The 17,297-nt window shown below is 55.0% G+C and carries 17 protein-coding genes; 5 read left to right on the forward strand and 12 right to left on the reverse strand.

The annotated features are described in order from the left end of the window. Positions 1 to 45: 45 nt before the first annotated feature. Positions 46 to 1,848 (forward strand): carbon starvation CstA family protein, encoded by a 1,803-nt coding sequence (locus BUA65_RS05920; protein ID WP_072868002.1) that lies wholly within the window; start codon positions 46 to 48, stop codon positions 1,846 to 1,848. 117 nt (positions 1,849 to 1,965) lie between these two features. On the opposite strand, the gene BUA65_RS05925 is transcribed toward BUA65_RS05920, so the two are convergent. After that, complete coding sequence (locus tag BUA65_RS05925; protein ID WP_072868004.1) at positions 1,966 to 2,520, reverse strand: O-acetyl-ADP-ribose deacetylase; 555 nt, start codon at positions 2,518 to 2,520, stop codon at positions 1,966 to 1,968. A gap of 103 nt (positions 2,521 to 2,623) precedes the next feature. Continuing rightward, positions 2,624 to 3,337: a type 1 glutamine amidotransferase gene (locus tag BUA65_RS05930; protein ID WP_072868006.1), complete on the reverse strand. Its 714-nt coding sequence runs from the start codon at positions 3,335 to 3,337 to the stop codon at positions 2,624 to 2,626. 356 nt (positions 3,338 to 3,693) lie between these two features. On the opposite strand from BUA65_RS05930, the gene BUA65_RS05935 reads away from it, so the two are divergent. From BUA65_RS05935 to BUA65_RS05945, 3 genes are all read left to right on the forward strand, one after another. Continuing rightward, complete coding sequence (locus BUA65_RS05935) at positions 3,694 to 4,260, forward strand: anthranilate synthase component II (protein WP_072868119.1); 567 nt, start codon at positions 3,694 to 3,696, stop codon at positions 4,258 to 4,260. A 25-nt stretch (positions 4,261 to 4,285) separates the two neighbouring features. Next, positions 4,286 to 5,851 (forward strand): aminodeoxychorismate synthase component I, encoded by a 1,566-nt coding sequence (pabB, locus tag BUA65_RS05940; RefSeq protein WP_072868007.1) that lies wholly within the window; start codon positions 4,286 to 4,288, stop codon positions 5,849 to 5,851. 71 nt (positions 5,852 to 5,922) lie between these two features. After that, positions 5,923 to 6,744, forward strand: a complete 822-nt coding sequence (locus BUA65_RS05945) for an aminotransferase class IV (protein WP_072868121.1) — start codon at positions 5,923 to 5,925, stop codon at positions 6,742 to 6,744. Between the two features lie 159 nt (positions 6,745 to 6,903). Here BUA65_RS05945 and BUA65_RS05950 read toward each other — a convergent pair whose 3' ends face one another. Together BUA65_RS05950 and BUA65_RS18515 are read right to left on the reverse strand one after the other, a co-directional pair. After that, positions 6,904 to 7,872 (reverse strand): copper amine oxidase N-terminal domain-containing protein, encoded by a 969-nt coding sequence (locus BUA65_RS05950; RefSeq protein ID WP_072868009.1) that lies wholly within the window; start codon positions 7,870 to 7,872, stop codon positions 6,904 to 6,906. A gap of 228 nt (positions 7,873 to 8,100) precedes the next feature. After that, entirely contained in the window at positions 8,101 to 8,493 is a 393-nt protein-coding gene (locus BUA65_RS18515; RefSeq protein ID WP_207543864.1) for a hypothetical protein, read from the reverse strand. Between the two features lie 46 nt (positions 8,494 to 8,539). On the opposite strand from BUA65_RS18515, the gene BUA65_RS05955 reads away from it, so the two are divergent. Further along, positions 8,540 to 9,706: a sensor domain-containing diguanylate cyclase gene (locus BUA65_RS05955; RefSeq protein ID WP_072868012.1), complete on the forward strand. Its 1,167-nt coding sequence runs from the start codon at positions 8,540 to 8,542 to the stop codon at positions 9,704 to 9,706. A 249-nt stretch (positions 9,707 to 9,955) separates the two neighbouring features. On the opposite strand, the gene BUA65_RS05960 is transcribed toward BUA65_RS05955, so the two are convergent. The 8 genes from BUA65_RS05960 to mtnA form a co-directional block, all read right to left on the reverse strand. Next, positions 9,956 to 10,327: a PD-(D/E)XK nuclease family transposase gene (locus tag BUA65_RS05960; RefSeq protein ID WP_278246268.1), complete on the reverse strand. Its 372-nt coding sequence runs from the start codon at positions 10,325 to 10,327 to the stop codon at positions 9,956 to 9,958. 157 nt (positions 10,328 to 10,484) lie between these two features. Further along, positions 10,485 to 10,691, reverse strand: coding sequence for a type II toxin-antitoxin system PemK/MazF family toxin (locus BUA65_RS19180; protein ID WP_084062103.1), 207 nt, complete (start codon positions 10,689 to 10,691; stop codon positions 10,485 to 10,487). Beyond that, positions 10,651 to 11,073: a hypothetical protein gene (locus BUA65_RS05970; RefSeq protein ID WP_072868023.1), complete on the reverse strand. Its 423-nt coding sequence runs from the start codon at positions 11,071 to 11,073 to the stop codon at positions 10,651 to 10,653. The genes BUA65_RS19180 and BUA65_RS05970 overlap by 41 nt, the downstream gene beginning before the upstream one ends. A gap of 250 nt (positions 11,074 to 11,323) precedes the next feature. After that, positions 11,324 to 12,499 (reverse strand): class I SAM-dependent rRNA methyltransferase, encoded by a 1,176-nt coding sequence (locus tag BUA65_RS05975; protein WP_072868123.1) that lies wholly within the window; start codon positions 12,497 to 12,499, stop codon positions 11,324 to 11,326. 258 nt (positions 12,500 to 12,757) lie between these two features. Further along, positions 12,758 to 14,059: an amidohydrolase gene (locus BUA65_RS05980; RefSeq protein WP_072868025.1), complete on the reverse strand. Its 1,302-nt coding sequence runs from the start codon at positions 14,057 to 14,059 to the stop codon at positions 12,758 to 12,760. An 82-nt stretch (positions 14,060 to 14,141) separates the two neighbouring features. After that, positions 14,142 to 14,843 (reverse strand): class II aldolase/adducin family protein, encoded by a 702-nt coding sequence (locus BUA65_RS05985; RefSeq protein ID WP_072868027.1) that lies wholly within the window; start codon positions 14,841 to 14,843, stop codon positions 14,142 to 14,144. Positions 14,844 to 14,886: 43 nt separating this feature from the next. Beyond that, positions 14,887 to 16,140 (reverse strand): adenosylhomocysteinase, encoded by a 1,254-nt coding sequence (locus tag BUA65_RS05990; RefSeq protein WP_072868028.1) that lies wholly within the window; start codon positions 16,138 to 16,140, stop codon positions 14,887 to 14,889. Positions 16,141 to 16,250: 110 nt separating this feature from the next. Next, positions 16,251 to 17,285: an S-methyl-5-thioribose-1-phosphate isomerase gene (gene mtnA / locus BUA65_RS05995; RefSeq protein ID WP_072868030.1), complete on the reverse strand. Its 1,035-nt coding sequence runs from the start codon at positions 17,283 to 17,285 to the stop codon at positions 16,251 to 16,253. Positions 17,286 to 17,297: the final 12 nt, after the last annotated feature.

Below are 17,297 nucleotides of genomic sequence, written 5' to 3' on the forward strand. Positions count from 1 at the left end.
ACGGACCGGCCGGTTTCACAATTTTTCAACAGGGAGGGAATAAATGTGCGTGCCTTAACCCTGGTAATTATAGCAGCTATGGTATTTATCCTGGCCTACCGTTTTTACGGAGCCTTTCTGGCAGCGAAAGTCCTGGCCCTGGATCCAAAGCGCCGCACCCCTGCGGAAGCCCATAATGACGGCCGGGACTACGTACCCACCAACCGCTGGATATTGTTCGGTCACCACTTTGCCGCCATCGCCGGCGCCGGCCCCCTGATCGGCCCTGTTTTGGCCGCCCAGTTCGGCTACCTGCCCGGCACCCTGTGGATTCTTATTGGCGCCGTGGTGGCCGGGGCAGTCCACGACATGGTCATTCTGTTTGCTTCCATCAGACATGACGGGCAATCCCTGGCTGAAATAGCCCGCCGGGAAGTGGGTAATTTCTCCTACTGGCTGGCTTCAGTAGCCATCCTGTTCCTGTTAATCATTGTACTGGCGGGTGCCAGCGTGTCTGTAGTCAACGCCCTGTTCCAGAGCCCCTGGGGTACTTTCACCGTGGGTATAACCATACCCATAGCCCTGTTCATCGGTGTCTACCTCAGGTGGCTCCGTCCCGGACGCATTGTCGAAGCCACTGTAATCGGCGTAATCCTGATCATCCTTGGGGTGGTGCTTGGACCGGTTATCCAGCATTCCGCCCTGGCTCCGCTGCTCACCTTTAACAAGCAGCAACTTTCGCTGATGATTGCCGCTTACGGCTTCCTGGCCGCAGTACTCCCCGTATGGCTGCTCCTGGTCCCCAGGGATTACCTGAGCACATACATGAAAGTGGGTACCATGTTGCTGCTGGCCATAGGTGTGATTATTGTCAACCCCGTGCTGCAAATGCCGGCTGTGACCAAATTTGTAGCCGGTGGAGGACCGGTTATCCCGGGCAAAGTATGGCCCTTCATGTTCATTACCATTGCCTGTGGCGCCCTGTCGGGATTCCATGCCCTTGTTTCCAGCGGCACCACACCTAAAATGGTGCGCAACGAAGCTGACGTTCTGCCCATTGGTTACGGCGCCATGTTAACGGAAGGTTTTGTGGCCCTGATGGCCCTGATCGCAGCCACCGTGCTGCCAGCCGCCGATTATTTTGCCATCAACAGCCCGCCGGAGGTCTTTGCCAAGCTGGGTATGCAGGTACAGGACCTACCCGTGCTCTCCCAGCTGGTGTCAGAAAACCTGGCCGGCCGCCCCGGCGGCGCCGTGTCCCTAGCCGTGGGCATGGCCGACATCTTCTCCAAAATCGGCGGCTTACGGCATCTGATGGGCTACTGGTACCACTTTGCCATCATGTTTGAAGCGCTGTTCATCCTCACCCTAATCGATGCCGGCACACGGGTCGGGCGCTACCTGATGCAGGAAATCGGCGGTACGGTATATAAGCCGTTAAAGGACCACAACTGGTGGCCGGGCATCATCCTGACCAGCGGTATTTTCACCCTGGCCTGGGGATACCTGCTGTACGGCGGCAGTATTTCCACCATCTGGCCCCTTTTCGGTGTGAACAACCAGCTGCTGGGCAGCATGGCCCTGGCCATTGGTACCACCATGCTGATCAGGATGGGCAAGGCCCGGTATGCCTGGACCACCTTCATCCCTATGGTCTTCTTGTCAGCAACCACCATTACAGCCGGATATCAAAACATTGTCATCAACTACCTGCCCAAGCAGAATTACCTGCTGGCCGGAATTTCCGCAGTCATGCTCATCATGGTCATCCTGATCATCGCCGATTCCGTCAGGGTGTGGATTCAGCTGCTCTCCGGCAGCAAACCCGGGACAAAGGTCCGGGCGCCCCTTACCGGAACAACCAAATAAGCCAGTGAACAGGTACATGCAATATAGACGTGCAGAAAACCCGGGGCTTTTTTGAGGTTACCCCGGGTTTTTTCATATGCCGGGCAACGTTAATTTAAAGTACGCCCGGTGATTGTTTTAATTCGTTTCACCGGATATTTTTTCCCAAGCCTCCCGGTATACCCTGTAGTCATCCTCCCGGAACAGGACAAAACGCACTTCCTCAAAGAAATGATGTTCCCGGATAAAGTCGCGTACCGTGGTCAGGGCAATGAGCGCCGCCCGTTCCATGGGAAAGCGGTAGGCCCCGGTGCTGATGGAGGGAAAGGAAATGGAACGGATCCCCTTATCACCGGCCAGGGAGAGGCTGTTGTAATAGGCGTTTCTGAGCAATTCATCCTCCCCCCGGTTGCCTCCGGACCAGACTGGTCCCACGGTATGGATTACAAAGCGGGCCTTTAATTTGCCACCGGTGGTCATCACCGCCTGGCCGGTAGGCAGGCTGCCTATCCGGGCCACAATTTGTTTGCACTCCTCCAGGATCTGCGGCCCGCCGGCCCGGTGGATGGCCCCGTCCACCCCGCCGCCGCCCATCAGGCTGGAATTGGCTGCATTAACAATGGCTTCGGTATCCTGCTGGGTGATATCCCCCACCATTAAGCGTAGCAAGGTTGAACCCAAACGCACCTCCATGAAAAATCCCTCCCGGAATCAAAAAACTTTGCCCAAATAATTCTCGTTCGGGCAAAGTTTTCCTCTCTTTTTTGCGTTTTATTTTAACCTAAAAACACCTGTTTTAGTGCCTTGACAAAATAGCGATCCAGTTAGTCAGAAATTGCCCGGCCACCTGCCGGTATTCCTCCCAGATGGCCGCGGTCTCCTGCATCAGGCGGCCGGCGGCACCGGGACCGCCGTATTCTTCTAATTCATCGGCATAAGCTTCCGCCCAGGTGTTAATTATCTCCGGGTTTACCTCCAGATGAAACTGCAGGGCAAAGATGTGCCGGCCCAGAGAAAAGGCCTGATTAGGGCAATCCTTGCTGGCCGCCAGGTGTAACGCACCGGCAGGCATGGCAAAGGTATCGCCGTGCCACTGAAAAACGGGGAATTCCCCGGGTAGTCCGGCAAATAAAGGGGACTTTTGGCCGGCAGGGGTAAGGCGGAGCCTGTACCAGCCTATCTCCTGCACCGGATTGCGGGTGACGGGAGCTCCCAGGGCTTTGGCGATGAGCTGGCCGCCCAGGCAGATACCCAGCACAGGTAAACTTTTTTGTATTGCTTCTTTAATCAGTTGATCAACTTGCCTTAAATACGGATAGGACTCCTCTTCATAGACGTTCATCGGGCCGCCCAGGATTACCAGGGCGCCATAGCCATCTAAAGAGGCGGGCAGGTGTGCCCCCGGTTGATCCATCACCCGTATATCAAGCTGCCAGCCCTCTTTCTCCATGGCCGGCTGCAAAAGACCCGGCCCTTCAATGGTCACATTTTGTACTACCAGCGCTCGCAAGTCAAAAAACCTCCCGTCCGCCTTTTGAATTATTTTTAGCCTAAAATCTTTTGAAATAGCATTATTTTTTAGTCCCGGTCACAGCCTTCCAGCCGTCTTTACTTCCCATATTACCATGACCGCACGTACCGGGCAAGCCTTACCTTACCGGATACCTCGATCTTGACACCCGCTAATTACCGTGGTAAGCTGACCTTGACAACTGAAAGCTGAGCTTGAGCTGAGCAGGGAAGAGCCAGGGGGAGCTTGAGACGACTCGGAGATTTCGGGGTGAGGACCAGCCAGGGGCTGGTCTTTCTGTTTTTACGGTGCGGGAGTGGTTTCACTGAATCTTCCAATTGGTGGAGGTTTTTACTGTGGTCATCATGATCGATAACTACGACTCCTTTGTGTACAACCTGGTCCAGTACTTGCAAGAACTGGGGCAAGAGGTACGGGTTTTCCGTAACGACCGGGTGACCCTGGAGGAAATGGAAGATCTTTCTCCCAGCCACATTGTGATTTCCCCCGGTCCCTGCACACCAGATGAAGCAGGAATATCCCTGGCTGCGATCAAACACTTTGCCGGACGCATCCCCATCCTGGGCGTATGCCTGGGCCACCAAGCCATCGGTCAGGCCTTTGGCGGGCGAGTCGTAAGGGCCGGCCGGCCCATGCACGGCAAGACTTCCCTGGTCTACCATGACGGCACGGGTATTTACCGCGGGCTACCCAATCCCTTTGCCGCTGCCCGGTACCACTCCCTGCTGGTGGAAAGAGAAACCCTCCCGGGTTGCCTGACCATTACCGCCCAAACCGATCAGGGGGAAATCATGGGTTTAAGGCACCGGGAATACCCGGTGGAGGGGGTACAGTTTCACCCGGAATCCATTTTAACGATGGTAGGGAAAAAACTGCTGGTAAATTTCCTGACCCTGGCCTGAATCCCAATGAAAGGGCGGATCGATTATGCCGGTGTGTTTACCTCTAATAAAGAAAATACCGGTAACAGCAGACGTATTGGCCCTCTTCGAAGAGCTATCCTCCCGCCCCTACAGCTTTTTGCTGGACAGCGGGTTGGTCGTCCAGGGACTGGGCCGGTACTCCCTCATGGGAGCAGATCCCTTTCTGGTGTTGCGCTCCCGGGGAAAACGCTTATGGCTGGAACGGGAAGGGGAAACTACTCTTTTAACCGGCCACCCTCTGGAAAAGCTAAAAGATTTACTGGCCGATTATCGCCTGCCCCCGGGCAGCTGTCCCCTTCCTTTTTGCGGCGGCGCGGTGGGATACTTCAGCTATGACCTGGGGCGGGTACTGGAAAAAATGCCTTCCCTGGCCATGGATGATTTACAAACCCCCGACCTCTGCCTGGGGTTTTACGACGTGGTCACGGTGGTAGACCGGGTTACGGGAGAAGTATGGGTGGTTTCCACTGGTTTTCCGGAAACCGGTCCCGCAGTTGCCGTACGGCGGGCGCGGCAAAGGCTGGCTGAAACCTGCAGTTTGCTGGCCAGCGGGCTGCAACGGCAACAAATGGTAACCGTTCCCGTAGAAACAAGCCGGGAACCGTGGTCACATGCCGGCGACACGGGCATACCACGGGTAAACAGCTCTCACCATGGAAGCCATCCCGGGAAACGAAACGCGCCCGTCCTTTTTGCCCATTTTGACGAAACCAGCTACTGCCGGGCGGTGCAGCGGGCCAAAGATTACATTGCCGCCGGGGATATCTTTCAGGTCAACCTGTCCCAGCGCTTTTCCCTGCCCCGGGTGGTGGAGCCCTGGCCCCTGTACCGGCGCCTGAGGGCCATCAACGCCGCTCCCATGGCGGCCTACCTGAACTTTGGAGAATTCCAGGTGGTCTGCTCTTCACCGGAACGCTTTTTAAAAGTAACCGGCCGCCGCGTGGAAACGCGGCCCATTAAAGGAACCCGCCCCCGGGGAAAAGACCCGGCCAGCGATATGCTGTTCAGGGAGGAGTTATGGAACAGTGAAAAAGACCGGGCCGAACTGGTGATGATTGTGGATATGGAGCGCAACGACCTGGGACGGGTCTGCCGGACGGGATCGGTGCGGGTGCCGGAACTTTACCGGCTGGAGGAGTACGCCACCGTATTTCATCTGGTTTCCACTGTGGAAGGGGAACTGGCCCCGGGTAAAGATGTGGTGGACCTGCTGGCGGCGGCCTTTCCCGGCGGCTCCATCAGCGGGGCGCCAAAGATCCGGGCCATGGAAATCATTGAGGAACTGGAACCGGTACGCCGGGGTATTTACACCGGCTCCATCGGTTACATCGGCTTTGACGGTAACGCCGATTTAAATATAGTGATCCGCACGCTGATATTTAAAGGGGAACAAATCTACTTCCAGGTTGGCGGCGGCATTACTATCGATTCAGATCCTTACATGGAGTACGTAGAAACGCTGGACAAGGCCCGGGCACTGGTACGGGCGCTGGGTCTGGATGACCGGCAGGCCTTTACTTCCCTGGCCGTCAGGCCGGTGGTGCATGAGGAGCATCGATCAACCCAGTGATAGATATAACGTCTGGCGGGATGTTTCTCCCCCTGAAGTGCCCCAAAAGAGGTGATAGATAATTGAACACCGTGATATGTATAAACGGCCAGTTTTTGCCGGCAAGCCGCGCTCAAGTTCCCGCCCTGGACCAGGGATTCCTTTATGGCTACGGCCTTTTTGAGACCATCCTGGTACGTGGGGGTCAACCCGTGTTGCTGGAAGCACACCTGAAACGGCTGGAGAAGGGATGCACAGCCCTGGGGATGGCCCTGCCCCTGTTACTGACTGAGTTGGGCAGTCTGGTACATCAAACAATAAAACTAAACGATACCACAGACGGCGCCCTGCGTCTAACCCTTTCCGCCGGAACGGCCCCGGGCGAAGCCGCCGGTAACCTGGTCATCTCCACCCGCCCCCTGCCTTACAGCACCCCGGACTACCAGAAGGGGTTTCGGGCCGGCTGGTCGTCTTTCCGGCGTAATGAACAATCTCCTCTGGTAAAATTCAAAACTTTAAACTACCTGGAAAATGTGCTGGCCAAAAAGGAAGCCCGGGAAAGGGGGTGGGATGAGGCACTTTTTTTGAACACCGCCGGCTATGTGGCAGAAGGAGCAGTGAGCAATATCTTTCTGGTTAAAAACGGCCAGGTGATTACTCCCTCTCCGGATCAGGGGTTGCTGCCCGGCATCATGAGGCAGGTGGTGCTGGAAACCTGCCGCCGGCTGGGCATTGCGGCACAGGAGCGGCCGGTCTCGCCGCATGAACTGCTCGACGCCGACGAGTGTTTCCTGACCAATTCTTTAATGATGGTAATGCCCCTGGTAAAAATTTATGACCGCCCCATCGGAAGCGGACAACCAGGAGTTGTAACCGAAGAGATAAAAATGGCGGTAAGGGACCACATATCATAGTCCGGGAGCGGATGCGGAAAAGGCCGGATAAACGGTAAGTGACCATAAGCATAGCATAGGCCACTTCCCCCGGCGGTTCTCATCGCGGGGTAACCTCAGTTCTGGGGATCATAATATCGAAGCCACCCGATAGGGTGGCTTTTGCGAGCATTTTATTCACTATTCTACCGCCACAAGATTGCCTTCCCGGTAGTAATTTACTTTAGCTTTCAAACCTTCTCCAATAAAGCGCAGAGGCACCAGTGCCCGTCCGTCAACAACCCTGGCGGGAACCTCCAGCATAACCGGTTTCCCGTCAACCAATGCCTTCCCGCTGCCCACTACCAGTTTAACGGTGGAGTTGTTGAGTTGAATGTTAATGGTGTTATCCTTGTAATCAACGGCGGCACCGAGACCCTCTGCCAGTACCCGGAGCGGCACCAGGACGCGGCCATTTTCAACCACGGGGGCCACATCAAACATGGGCATGTTTCCTTTTATATACACTTTTACCTTATTATTATCTTTTATTTTAGCAAAAACCTTATTTAAGACAGAATAGATTTCATCGTCACCCGGGTTGTTCCTCAGGGCCTGCTCTAACAGCGAACGGGCATCCTCCATTTTTCCGGCCTTAATGAACATCTCACCCAGGTGTTTATAACCTTGTGCCCTGGTAAGGCTATCGGCGGACATATCCTCTTCTAACGCCTCTTTCAATTCCCCGGCTACGATGACGATCTCATTCTGGTCGTTCCAATCCTTAAGGTACTGCTTTGCTTCATAAACCGCCTGGGCAACGCTTCTCCCTTCCAAAATGGCCTGCAGAGCGGCCCGGGCCACCGGGTTTTTCACATGCTGCAGGGCGTTTTCTACACCCTTATAAACGTGTTCTGTCACGCTCTTCTTTTTTTCCTGCTTTTTTAGCCCATTTTCCTCTCTTTCCTTATTCTGGTTCTGCTCTTTTTCCTCAATTGTGGCCCCTTCATTCATGTTCCTTTCATGTTCTTGCTCAATGTTCCGTTCAGCGTGTCCTCTGGCCTGGCCGGACTGACCCCAACCTTTTGGCGCAGCCCACGCACCGGCCGCCAGGGAAAAGATCAGTACGGTAACCAGTGCCAGGGAGAAAAACTTTTTCAACCCCTTCATAAACCACCCTCCATTCTTTTGTTTTTTGCTTCGTACATTTTATACGATTGGCCAGTCAGTTTTAAGGGGTGAAGGGCCAACCTTTTTTCCGATTGCTGCTTATTTCAGCAAGTGCTTGAGAATCTTATCACCATACTTGAAGAACAAAACACTTCAAATAGTATGCATCAAGGGTAGGGCCGGAATCCCTTGCGCCGCAAGGGTTCCAGGCCCGCTCCTGGCGGTTTGCTAACGCTTGCTAACGCCGTTGCCCAATACCTCCCCGATAGCTGCGGCAGCCGCTGCCTGGGTGTCCGGCAGCAGATGGAGTAGGTATCCAGCGTGGTCTTTACGCTGGCGTGACCTAACCGTGAGTTCCACCGGCCCCTGCCTCTGGCTTTTTCTTTTCTTTGTGGTCCTGCCCATGACAAACAGCTCCTTTCGCAGCTTTACCTTAAAAAAATAAGAACCCTGCCGGTACAGGCAGGGTTTTTCCGGTTTTTTGTGGTGCTGTTTAAAATTTTGTCCATATAAAGCAGGAGATTCCGTTTTTTTGTCGAATAAAGTCCCCCCGTAAAAAGGTGAGCGATGAACTGCGGTCTGTAACGTGGGCGCTTGGACCGGAGTGAGCCAGTAGCGCAACCGCCGCCTGCCAGTTTGTGTTAAAACAGGGAGGGGCTTTTTATTTATGCAATCTTTCGTACACCCTTCAGAAAATTACCAGATTCTTAAATCCCTTGATAGCCTGGTTCAAAACATAACTGAAAATCAGAAAGTGTTTTGTCAGAAAGTTGCAGAAATCAAGGACAATCACTACACGCTGGTAAAAAGCTACTACCAAGAATCGCAAAGACTGATTAAAATGTTGAAAGAAACGGCATTCCTGTGCTCCCTAATGTTCAGCATTGAAGACGAAAAGAGCATCTGCGTCAGCGCCATAAACATCCTGCGCAAATTACTCCAGGAACCGGTAACAATCAGGATTTTATGCGCTTCCAGCAGTCGTACCAAATTGGAAACCGTTGCGGAAGAGAAATCTGCCGCGCACGATATCAAAAACGTATGCTCAAAAAGCCCGCTCAACTGCATTGCAATTAAGACGTGCCGCTCCATAATCTACTCACCGCTGGAAAGCACCGTCCCCTGCCCGGAAATGCTGGACTCACCCGACCAGTACACGTATGCCTGTGTACCGCTGGTCGCGGAGGGCGTGGCATTCGGCTGCATAAATATTCTCTTTGAACATGAAACTAAGATGGACCGGTTGAAAGAGAACATAGATTTGATTAACATTCTAGCGGGCTATGCATCGTTGGCAATATACAATAACCGGCTCATCAAAACCGTGAAAAGAGAGGCACTGACAGATAAACTAACCGGTCTTCCCAACCGGCGTTTCGGTATGGAAGCCCTGCAAGGCGAAATCAACCGGAGCAAAAGATACGGCCATGTATTCTCTGTCGCTATGCTGGACATCGATAATTTCAAGCTGGTGAACGACAACTACGGCCACACCGAAGGCGACAAAGTGCTCACGCTGATGGCTGACCTGGCCCGCAAGTGTTTGAGAAATGTGGACCTGGTTGCCAGATTCGGCGGAGAGGAATTTTTAATTATCCTCCCGGAAACCGACATCAAGAGGGCATGCGCGGTCGTCGAACGATTCTGCAGGGTATTTAATGAAGCCAGTTTAACCGATGTCCTGTGCGCAAAGAACCTGACTCTCAGCGGCGGCATCGCTCAGTTTCCGCACGACGGAGAAGACGCCCTTTCGCTGTTAAAAACAGCGGACGAGAGGCTCTACCTGGCCAAAAGCAGCGGGCGCAACAGGATAGTTGCCGATAAGCTGAACTAAATTCCCGGCTTTCAAGGGAAACCTATCGCACCCGGTTTTGTGTTCTAACGAAGTGAATAAACCGCAGGTACCCGGACAGCACTCCGGGAAAAGAAGCGGCGACCGGTGGTTCAGTTCGACGGCTCTCGCAAAACCACACAGCGATTAAGACAGAAGGCCCCACCAAGAAAACAAAAACACCCGGCAAGGGTCACTTATCCCTGCCGGGTTCAAAATTCTTATTGAAGCAGGAGGCGGGTTAACCAGGGCTCACATCCTGGAAACGATTTCTGCCGCCTGCTCCGGTGTTTCCGCGTCAAGCAATTCATCGTAAAGGCGTTCCAATGCTTCAATATCGGTTATCTGTTTAATTTTTGCTTGCAACTCGCTTGATACCGATTTGAATCTCTTCCGGACAAATCTAATAATGGATTCTCTTACGCCTTCTGCTTTAGCTCCGACCACCATAGAAATCTCGTCCCGGATGGCCTTTTCCCGCAGCTCATAGAGGCGGCGTTCTTTCTCGCTTTTCTTGAAGATTTCTTCGATGGTCAACGCTTTTTTCAGGCCCGGCACTTCCACCGGTATCGCCTCCAATTCGTCGCCCGGAAGGTTGTTCAGGTACATTAACCAGGCTTCCAGTGCGTAATTTTATTTAGACCAAAGCGTTTGCCAATAATTTTTTAACCTCGACAAAATCGCTTTCGCTTAACTTCCCTATTTTCTTAACTAAGCTCGAATTTACCGCAAATAACTTGCTCGCACAAACCTTAGAGGGTAGATTAAGACCAGCTTCCTTCTAGTTGTTTAAAGCGTACTCGAAAGCATTTTTCACCGGTTGCCCTGATATTGCCGCTACGACAACTAAGCCTGTCACCGCAGTAAATTCGGGTTTACTTACAACAAGAGCGGGCCGCACTTTCGCCCCGCTCAGGTCAGAATACGCGAAATTAGTAACCACTACCTCACCAGGATTTGGCATAGGCTTTATCCACCTCCGGGTCATTCCAGTCGTCGTAAATTTCTTCCGGGTCCCGGAGTGGCGTCGCTATCCGCCGAAGTAATTCCTTGTAAAGAATTTTTGCTTCTTCAATCGAAAGCTGGTTTATTTCCTGAAGAAGCTCTTCTATCTTGCCCATAAGAATCGCCCCAGGACTATAATAACACAACGTTTTCATCATAGCCACTCCCTTCCGAAAAATGCCGGTCACCCGGACGCGGGCGGCGTTCAGCTCTTCCCGGAGCTTCGCCAGCTCAGGGGAGTTTGCCCGCTGGTTCGGGGGCAGGGCGGCTTCCTGCGCCTTTAACTGCGCGTCCAGGTCGTAGATGCGGCATTTCGCCGCAAAAGCACGACCTGCGGCGACTTTGATCTCGGTGGTGTTAACCAATAATTCCGTGAGTTTTTGAATGGGAATTCTCCTTTCTAGCGATGAAATTTAAGGCCGCCGGGCGGTTAACTTTTTACCCGACGGCCTTTCTTGCTGGTGGAACTTCGATTACCGCTCCAGATACAGCTTATTTTTTCCTAATGACCGCAAAGTGCGCTTCCTCAAGCTCCGGAGCGCCCGGACAATGGAAGAAAACAGCTCCCCATTGCCGTTTGCTGACATTCCCCGCGCAACCGCGATTTTTCAGGCTTCAGAAGACCTGAAGCACGAAACATTTCAGGTAATACGTTTCCGGCGAAGCGAGAAGCATAGGGTGGTCTTTGGCCTGGCGGCGCATTTCCACCAGGCGCAACTGCCGCCCTGCATCCCGGGCAGCATCCAGCAATACTTCCAGGAAGAGATCCTCGGTCATATGGTAAGAACAGGAGCAGGTAACCAGAAAACCACCTGAAGGTAACAGCTTCATGGCCCGCAGGTTGATCTCCTTGTAGCCCCGGATGGCTCCCTCCAGCGCCTCTTTGGATTTGGTAAAGGCCGGCGGGTCGAGAATAATTAAGTCAAACCGTTCCCCGGCCCGGTCCATGGCCCGCAGTTCATCAAAGGCGTTACCCTCCCGGAAGGTGCAAACCTGCCCGAACCCGTTCCGGGCCGCGTTTTCCCGGGCCATCTCCAGGGCGTCGCCCGCCACATCAATACCCACCACCTCTCTGGCCCCGAAACGGGCGGCATAGATGGAAAAAGTGCCGGTGTGGCAAAAACAATCCAGCACCCTGGCACCCCCGGCCAGCCCATGCAGGGCCAGCCGGTTTTCCCGCTGATCTAAAAAATAACCTGTTTTCTGCCCCCCGGCCAGGTCCACTAAAAAGCGCAGTCCATTTTCTTCTATTTCCACTACAGGATTAAAGGGGCCTTTGAGAAAACCCGTCTTTAGGGGCAGCCCCTCCAGTTGCCGCACCGCCACGTCGTTTCTTTCGTAAATACCGGCGGGATTTAACAATTCATCAAGAAGCTCGACGATCGTCTCTTTGTGCAGGTCTATCCCCAGGGCCAGGGTCTGTAAAGACAGGTAATCGCCAAACCGGTCCACGATCAGCGCGGGCAGAAAATCGGCCTCGGCAAAAACCAGCCGGCAGGCACTGGTATGCCTGACCACCCGGCGGCGGTATTCTATAGCTGCCACTAAGCGCCGGCGAAAAAATTCCCGGTCAATCTTTTCCCCCTGCTCCCGGGTAAGCAGGCGCACCAGAATTTGGGAGGAGGGATTAATATAGCCCCGGCCGACAAACCGCCCCCGGTGGTCCACCACTTCCACCACATCACCGGGATTAAAATGGCCGTGTATTTCCTCCACCTCGGTGCGGTAAATCCAGGGGTGCCCGTTCAAAACCCGGTGGTAACGGCCCCGGGTTAGTTTAACTACTGCCATATAGTCGCTTTCACCTGCTCCGTAAATTATTTCAGTGATCCCGCTATAGTGCCGCTCAGCACTCACCACAATATGGCTCTGCTCCTGATATTTCAGGTTCAATTGGTACCTCTGGTTTTACGAAGACCTGGTATTTCCAGTGAGTGCTGGGTCCACGCTCCTCCGGTGCTCCGCGCTGAAAGCACCGCGGCTCGCTATCGGACAACACGGCAACGTGCCGAGGGCAGCTGTTTTGCAGGATAATTACCCTGCTCGTATTTAAAGGCCTGTCCCCACCAACCTCTGGGAACGTTTCTGCACTTCATGGTATACCTCTTCTTCGTCCATGGTCAGCACCCGTCTTTTCTCCATGACCACCCGGCCGTCTACAATGACCGTTTCCACATCGGACGACCGGGCTGCGTAAACCAGGTGGGCCACCAGGTCATGCCGCGGGTAGAAATGGGGTTGGTCAAGATTAATTAAAATAATATCCGCTTTATAGCCGGGTTTAAGCAGGCCCACATCATGAAGTCCCAGCACCCGTGCACCGTTTGCTGTGGCCATGGACAGGGCATCAAAGGCAGCCAGGGCCGTGGGATCCATGGTGGCCACCTTCTGGAGCAGCGCCGCAAAACGCATCTCTTCCATCATATCCAGGTTATTGTTGCTGGCCGCCCCGTCGGTGCCCAGGCCCACCAGCGCTCCGGCGGCCAGTAAACGGGTTACCGGGGCAATACCGCTGGCCAGTTTCATATTGCTTTCAGGGTTATGGGCTATACCCACCTTCTTTTCGACCAGAATGCGGATGTCATCTTCGTTGAGGTGGACGCAATGGGCAGCCAGCACGGGAAACTCAAACAAGCCCACCTCATCCATGAGCACAACAGGTGTTTTGCCGTATTTCTGACGTATTTCCTCGATTTCGGCCCGGGTTTCCGCAATGTGGATGTGGATTCCCACCTTCAAATCGGCAGCAACTTCCATAACCCGGTTCAAAAAATCGGGCGGGCAGGTATAGGGGGCATGGGGGCCCAGCATGGTGGTAATGCGACCCCCGGCCCGTCCATGCCAGTCACGGATAAAACGGCGGCTGTAGTCCAGGGCCTCCCCCGCCCCCGGGGAAAGCCCAATCATCCCCCGGGACAGGCTGGCTCTCAAGCCCGCCTTTTCCACCGCCCGGGCTGCCTCGTCCATATGGAAGTACATATCGGCAAAGGTAGTGGTCCCGGACCGGATCATTTCCAGGCAGCAAAGCATGGTACCCCAGTAAACATCTTCAGGCTCGAGCCGTTCTTCCACAGGCCAGATTTTCTCCTGCAGCCACTGCATCAAGGGCAGGTCGTCGGCATAACCGCGAAATAAGGTCATGGCCGCGTGGGTATGGCAGTTCACAAAGCCCGGCATGGCCAGCATACCCCGGGCGTCCATTACCCGATCGAAGGTGCGCTCCGGGGAAACGCTCCCAGCCGGACCCACATGGGTTATGTACTGCCCTTCCACAATGATTTCCCCATTATGAAGGAGGGGTTGTGGCTGCTCCATAGTCAGCACAGTGGCTCCGCGGATCAATATATTCATTTATTAACTCCTCCAAACCCAGAAAAGTTTCCAAAACTTTCGCGGACAGAACATAATACCTGCCGGGCAGTCCGCCTATACCTTACCGGTCATTTCCCGGCCGGTTAATCACTCCGGAGTAATTCCGTACCATGGCCTGGCTGTAACTTTGAAGGTAGGAACTCCTCAATGCTTCCACCTCTCCCGGTGGTAAAATGGCAGGCTGCCCCACCAGGTCGGCCCACACATAAACCTTGGCCGACTTTTCTACAATCTGGCAAACCATAAACGCCTCCTCCAGGTTGCGTCCAACACCCACCACGCCGTGATTGGCCAGGAGTACCGCCCCCCGGTTTCCTAAAGCTTCCACCGCCGCCCAGGCCAGTTCCTCCGTACCAGCCCGGGCATAGCTGGCCACGGGTACCCCGTCGCCTACCGTCTGGGCCAGGTCTTCCAAAATAGGGGGAATGGGCTTGCGGGCCACGGCCAGGGCGCTGGCAAAAACGCTGTGGGTGTGCATCACGGCATAAACGTCGGGACGGGCACGGTAAATGGCCAGATGCAGCTGGAATTCCGTGGAGGGACGACGTTCTCCCTCCACCACCTGGCCGTTCATGTCCATAACCACCATGTCCCGGACCTGGAGAATGGCATAGGGTACACCGCTGGGCGTGATCACCACCAGATCTTCCTTGGGTACCCGGGCGGAAAGATTACCCCAGGTCCCCGTCACCAGTCCGCTGGTGGCCATACGCAGACTCATCTTGTATACCTGTTCTTTATATTTTTCCGCTGCTATCGTCATGACAAACCAATGCCCCCCCGCAATTGGATGCTCCTTAAAAATTTCATTCACCCTGCCAGCTCTGGATATAGGCTTCCTGGTCCGGCGTCAACCGGTCAATTTCAACGCCCAAAGAGGATAATTTGAGTTCCGCCACCTGCCGGTCCAGCTCGGCCGGTACCAGGTAAAGACGGGGCGCCAGGCGGTCTTTATTCTGCCAGATATAACGGGCGGACAGGGCCTGCAGGGCAAAGGACATGTCCATGATTTCTGCCGGATGGCCGTCCCCGGCGGCCAGATTCACCAGGCGCCCCTCCCCCAGGAGGTAAATGCGCCGCCCGTCCGGGAGGGTAAATTCTTCAATATTTTGCCGCACCACCCGGCGGGAAACAGCCGCTACTGCCAGCTCGGGCTTGTTGATTTCCACGTCAAAGTGGCCGGCGTTGGCCAGAATGGCCCCGTCTTTCATGCGCCGGAAATGCTCACCCCTTAAAACGTTGCGACAGCCAGTAACAGTAATAAAGATATCGCCAATGGTTGCAGCTTCCTGGCTTTTCATCACCTGGTAGCCGTCCATGTACGCTTCCAGTGCCCTTACGGGGTCCACCTCGCAAACTACCACCTTCGCCCCCAGTCCCGCGGCGCGCATGGCCACCCCCCTGCCGCACCAACCGTAACCCAGAACCACCACGGTCTTGCCCGCCACCAGCAGATTGGTGGTACGCATAATCCCGGCCCAAACCGATTCTCCGGTCCCGTAGCGGTTATCAAAAAGGAATTTACAGCGGGCATCGTTAACGGCAATCATGGGGAAGAGCAGTTTGCCCTCCCGCTCCATGGCTTTCAGGCGGGATACCCCGGTGGTGGTTTCCTCGCATCCCCCGGCCACCTCCGAGGCCAGCTCCTGGCAACGGGTATGCAGCAGGTGGACCAGGTCACCGCCGTCATCAATAACTACGTGGGGGCGGATTTCCAGAACTTTGACCAGGTGCTCCGTATATTCCCGGTCGGTGGCGCCGTGCCAAGCATAAACGTGAACGCCGGCTGCCGCCAGAGCCGCGGCCACGTCGTCCTGGGTGGAGAGGGGATTGGACCCGGAAATGGCCACCTGTGCCCCGCCGGCCTTGAGCACCTCGGCCAGGTAAGCCGTTTTGGCTTCCAGGTGAATGCTCATGGCCACCCGCACTCCGGTAAAGGGTTTTTCCCTTTCGAATTCCTCCCGGATGGCGTTCAGAACCGGCATGTGAACACGCACCCAGTCTATTTTCAGTCTCCCCCCGGGCGCCAGGTTGATATCCCGAACAAGATAGTCCTGCATATTCTATAGCTCTCCTTCAACGTAAGTATTCAAAGAACCCTTTGTATGCGGCGCTATCTGAGTATTCTCCTTCGACTTTTATTTTCCGAACCCCGAGATCATGCAAAGGTTCAGCTGCCGTAAAGCCCGGCCAAGCTTTCCCTGTATGGCGGCCGGACCACCCCCCGGTCAGTGATAATGGCCGTCACCAGCCGGGCCGGAGTAACGTCAAAGGCAGGGTTCCAAGCCTTAACCCCGGGGGGAGCCACCGGTACCCCGGCCAGGTGGGTCACCTCTTCCGACTTGCGCTCCTCAATGGGAATATCCTTACCGCTGGCCAGGGAAAGGTCTATGGTGGACAGGGGGGCAGCCACATAAAAGGGCAGGCCGTGTTCTTTAGCCAGTACGGCCAGGCCGTAAGTACCGATTTTGTTGGCCACGTCCCCGTTGGCCGCAATGCGGTCCGCCCCCACTACCACCAGGTCCACCATGCCCCGGCCCATAAGATAAGCGGCCATATTGTCCGTGACCAGGGTTACCGGTATATTATCCTGGATCAACTCCCAGGTGGTAAGGCGCGCCCCCTGCAACAGGGGCCGGGTTTCACCGGCATAAACGCTGACCCGTTTTCCTGCCTCGTGGGCAGCCCGGATAACTCCCAGGGCAGTGCCGTAACCGGCCGTAGCCAGTGCGCCGGCATTGCAATGGGTAAGAATCCTCGCCCCGTAGGGAACCAGCTCCTGACCGAATTGACCGATGCGCTTATTTGCCTCCCGATCCTCCCGGTAAATGGCGTGGGCTTCGTTAATTAAAAGCTCTGTTAATTCCTGGGGATCCGAGGCCGGGGACGCCTCCAGCCGGGCCAGGAGGCGGTTCAAGGCCCAGGCAAGGTTGACGGCAGTGGGCCGGGTGGAAGCTAGAACGTTCGCCACCTCCCGGGCCCGGGCAAGCAGTTCTTCGCGATTTTTAGCTCCCGCTGCCAGAACCCCCAGCACCAGGCCGTAAGCCGCCGCCGCGCCGATGGCCGGCGCCCCCCGCACCCGCAAACTACGAATGGCTTCCGCCACAGTTTCGTGATCCCGGCAGTGGATATATTCCACCATACCGGGCAATTTAGTTTGATCCAGAAGCACCAGCGTCCCGTTCTCCCAGCGCATGGTGTCCAAGGTGCCCACCCC

Origin of the sequence: Desulfofundulus thermosubterraneus DSM 16057 (assembly GCF_900142025.1) — a bacterium.
Taxonomy (GTDB): domain Bacteria; phylum Bacillota; class Desulfotomaculia; order Desulfotomaculales; family Desulfovirgulaceae; genus Desulfofundulus; species Desulfofundulus thermosubterraneus.

What these genes read in the sequence shown, in the direction of transcription:
- BUA65_RS05925 (WP_072868004.1), bottom strand. Translation starts at nt 2,520, where the DNA reads ATGGAGGTGCGTTTGGGTTCAACCTTGCTACGCTTAATGGTGGGGGAT.
- pabB (WP_072868007.1), top strand. Translation starts at nt 4,286, where the DNA reads ATGCCGGTGTGTTTACCTCTAATAAAGAAAATACCGGTAACAGCAGAC.
- BUA65_RS05950 (WP_072868009.1), bottom strand. Translation starts at nt 7,872, where the DNA reads ATGAAGGGGTTGAAAAAGTTTTTCTCCCTGGCACTGGTTACCGTACTG.
- BUA65_RS05955 (WP_072868012.1), top strand. Translation starts at nt 8,540, where the DNA reads ATGCAATCTTTCGTACACCCTTCAGAAAATTACCAGATTCTTAAATCC.
- BUA65_RS19180 (WP_084062103.1), bottom strand. Translation starts at nt 10,691, where the DNA reads ATGACCCGGAGGTGGATAAAGCCTATGCCAAATCCTGGTGAGGTAGTG.
- BUA65_RS05975 (WP_072868123.1), bottom strand. Translation starts at nt 12,499, where the DNA reads ATGGCAGTAGTTAAACTAACCCGGGGCCGTTACCACCGGGTTTTGAAC.
- BUA65_RS05980 (WP_072868025.1), bottom strand. Translation starts at nt 14,059, where the DNA reads ATGAATATATTGATCCGCGGAGCCACTGTGCTGACTATGGAGCAGCCA.
- BUA65_RS05985 (WP_072868027.1), bottom strand. Translation starts at nt 14,843, where the DNA reads ATGACGATAGCAGCGGAAAAATATAAAGAACAGGTATACAAGATGAGT.
- BUA65_RS05990 (WP_072868028.1), bottom strand. Translation starts at nt 16,140, where the DNA reads ATGCAGGACTATCTTGTTCGGGATATCAACCTGGCGCCCGGGGGGAGA.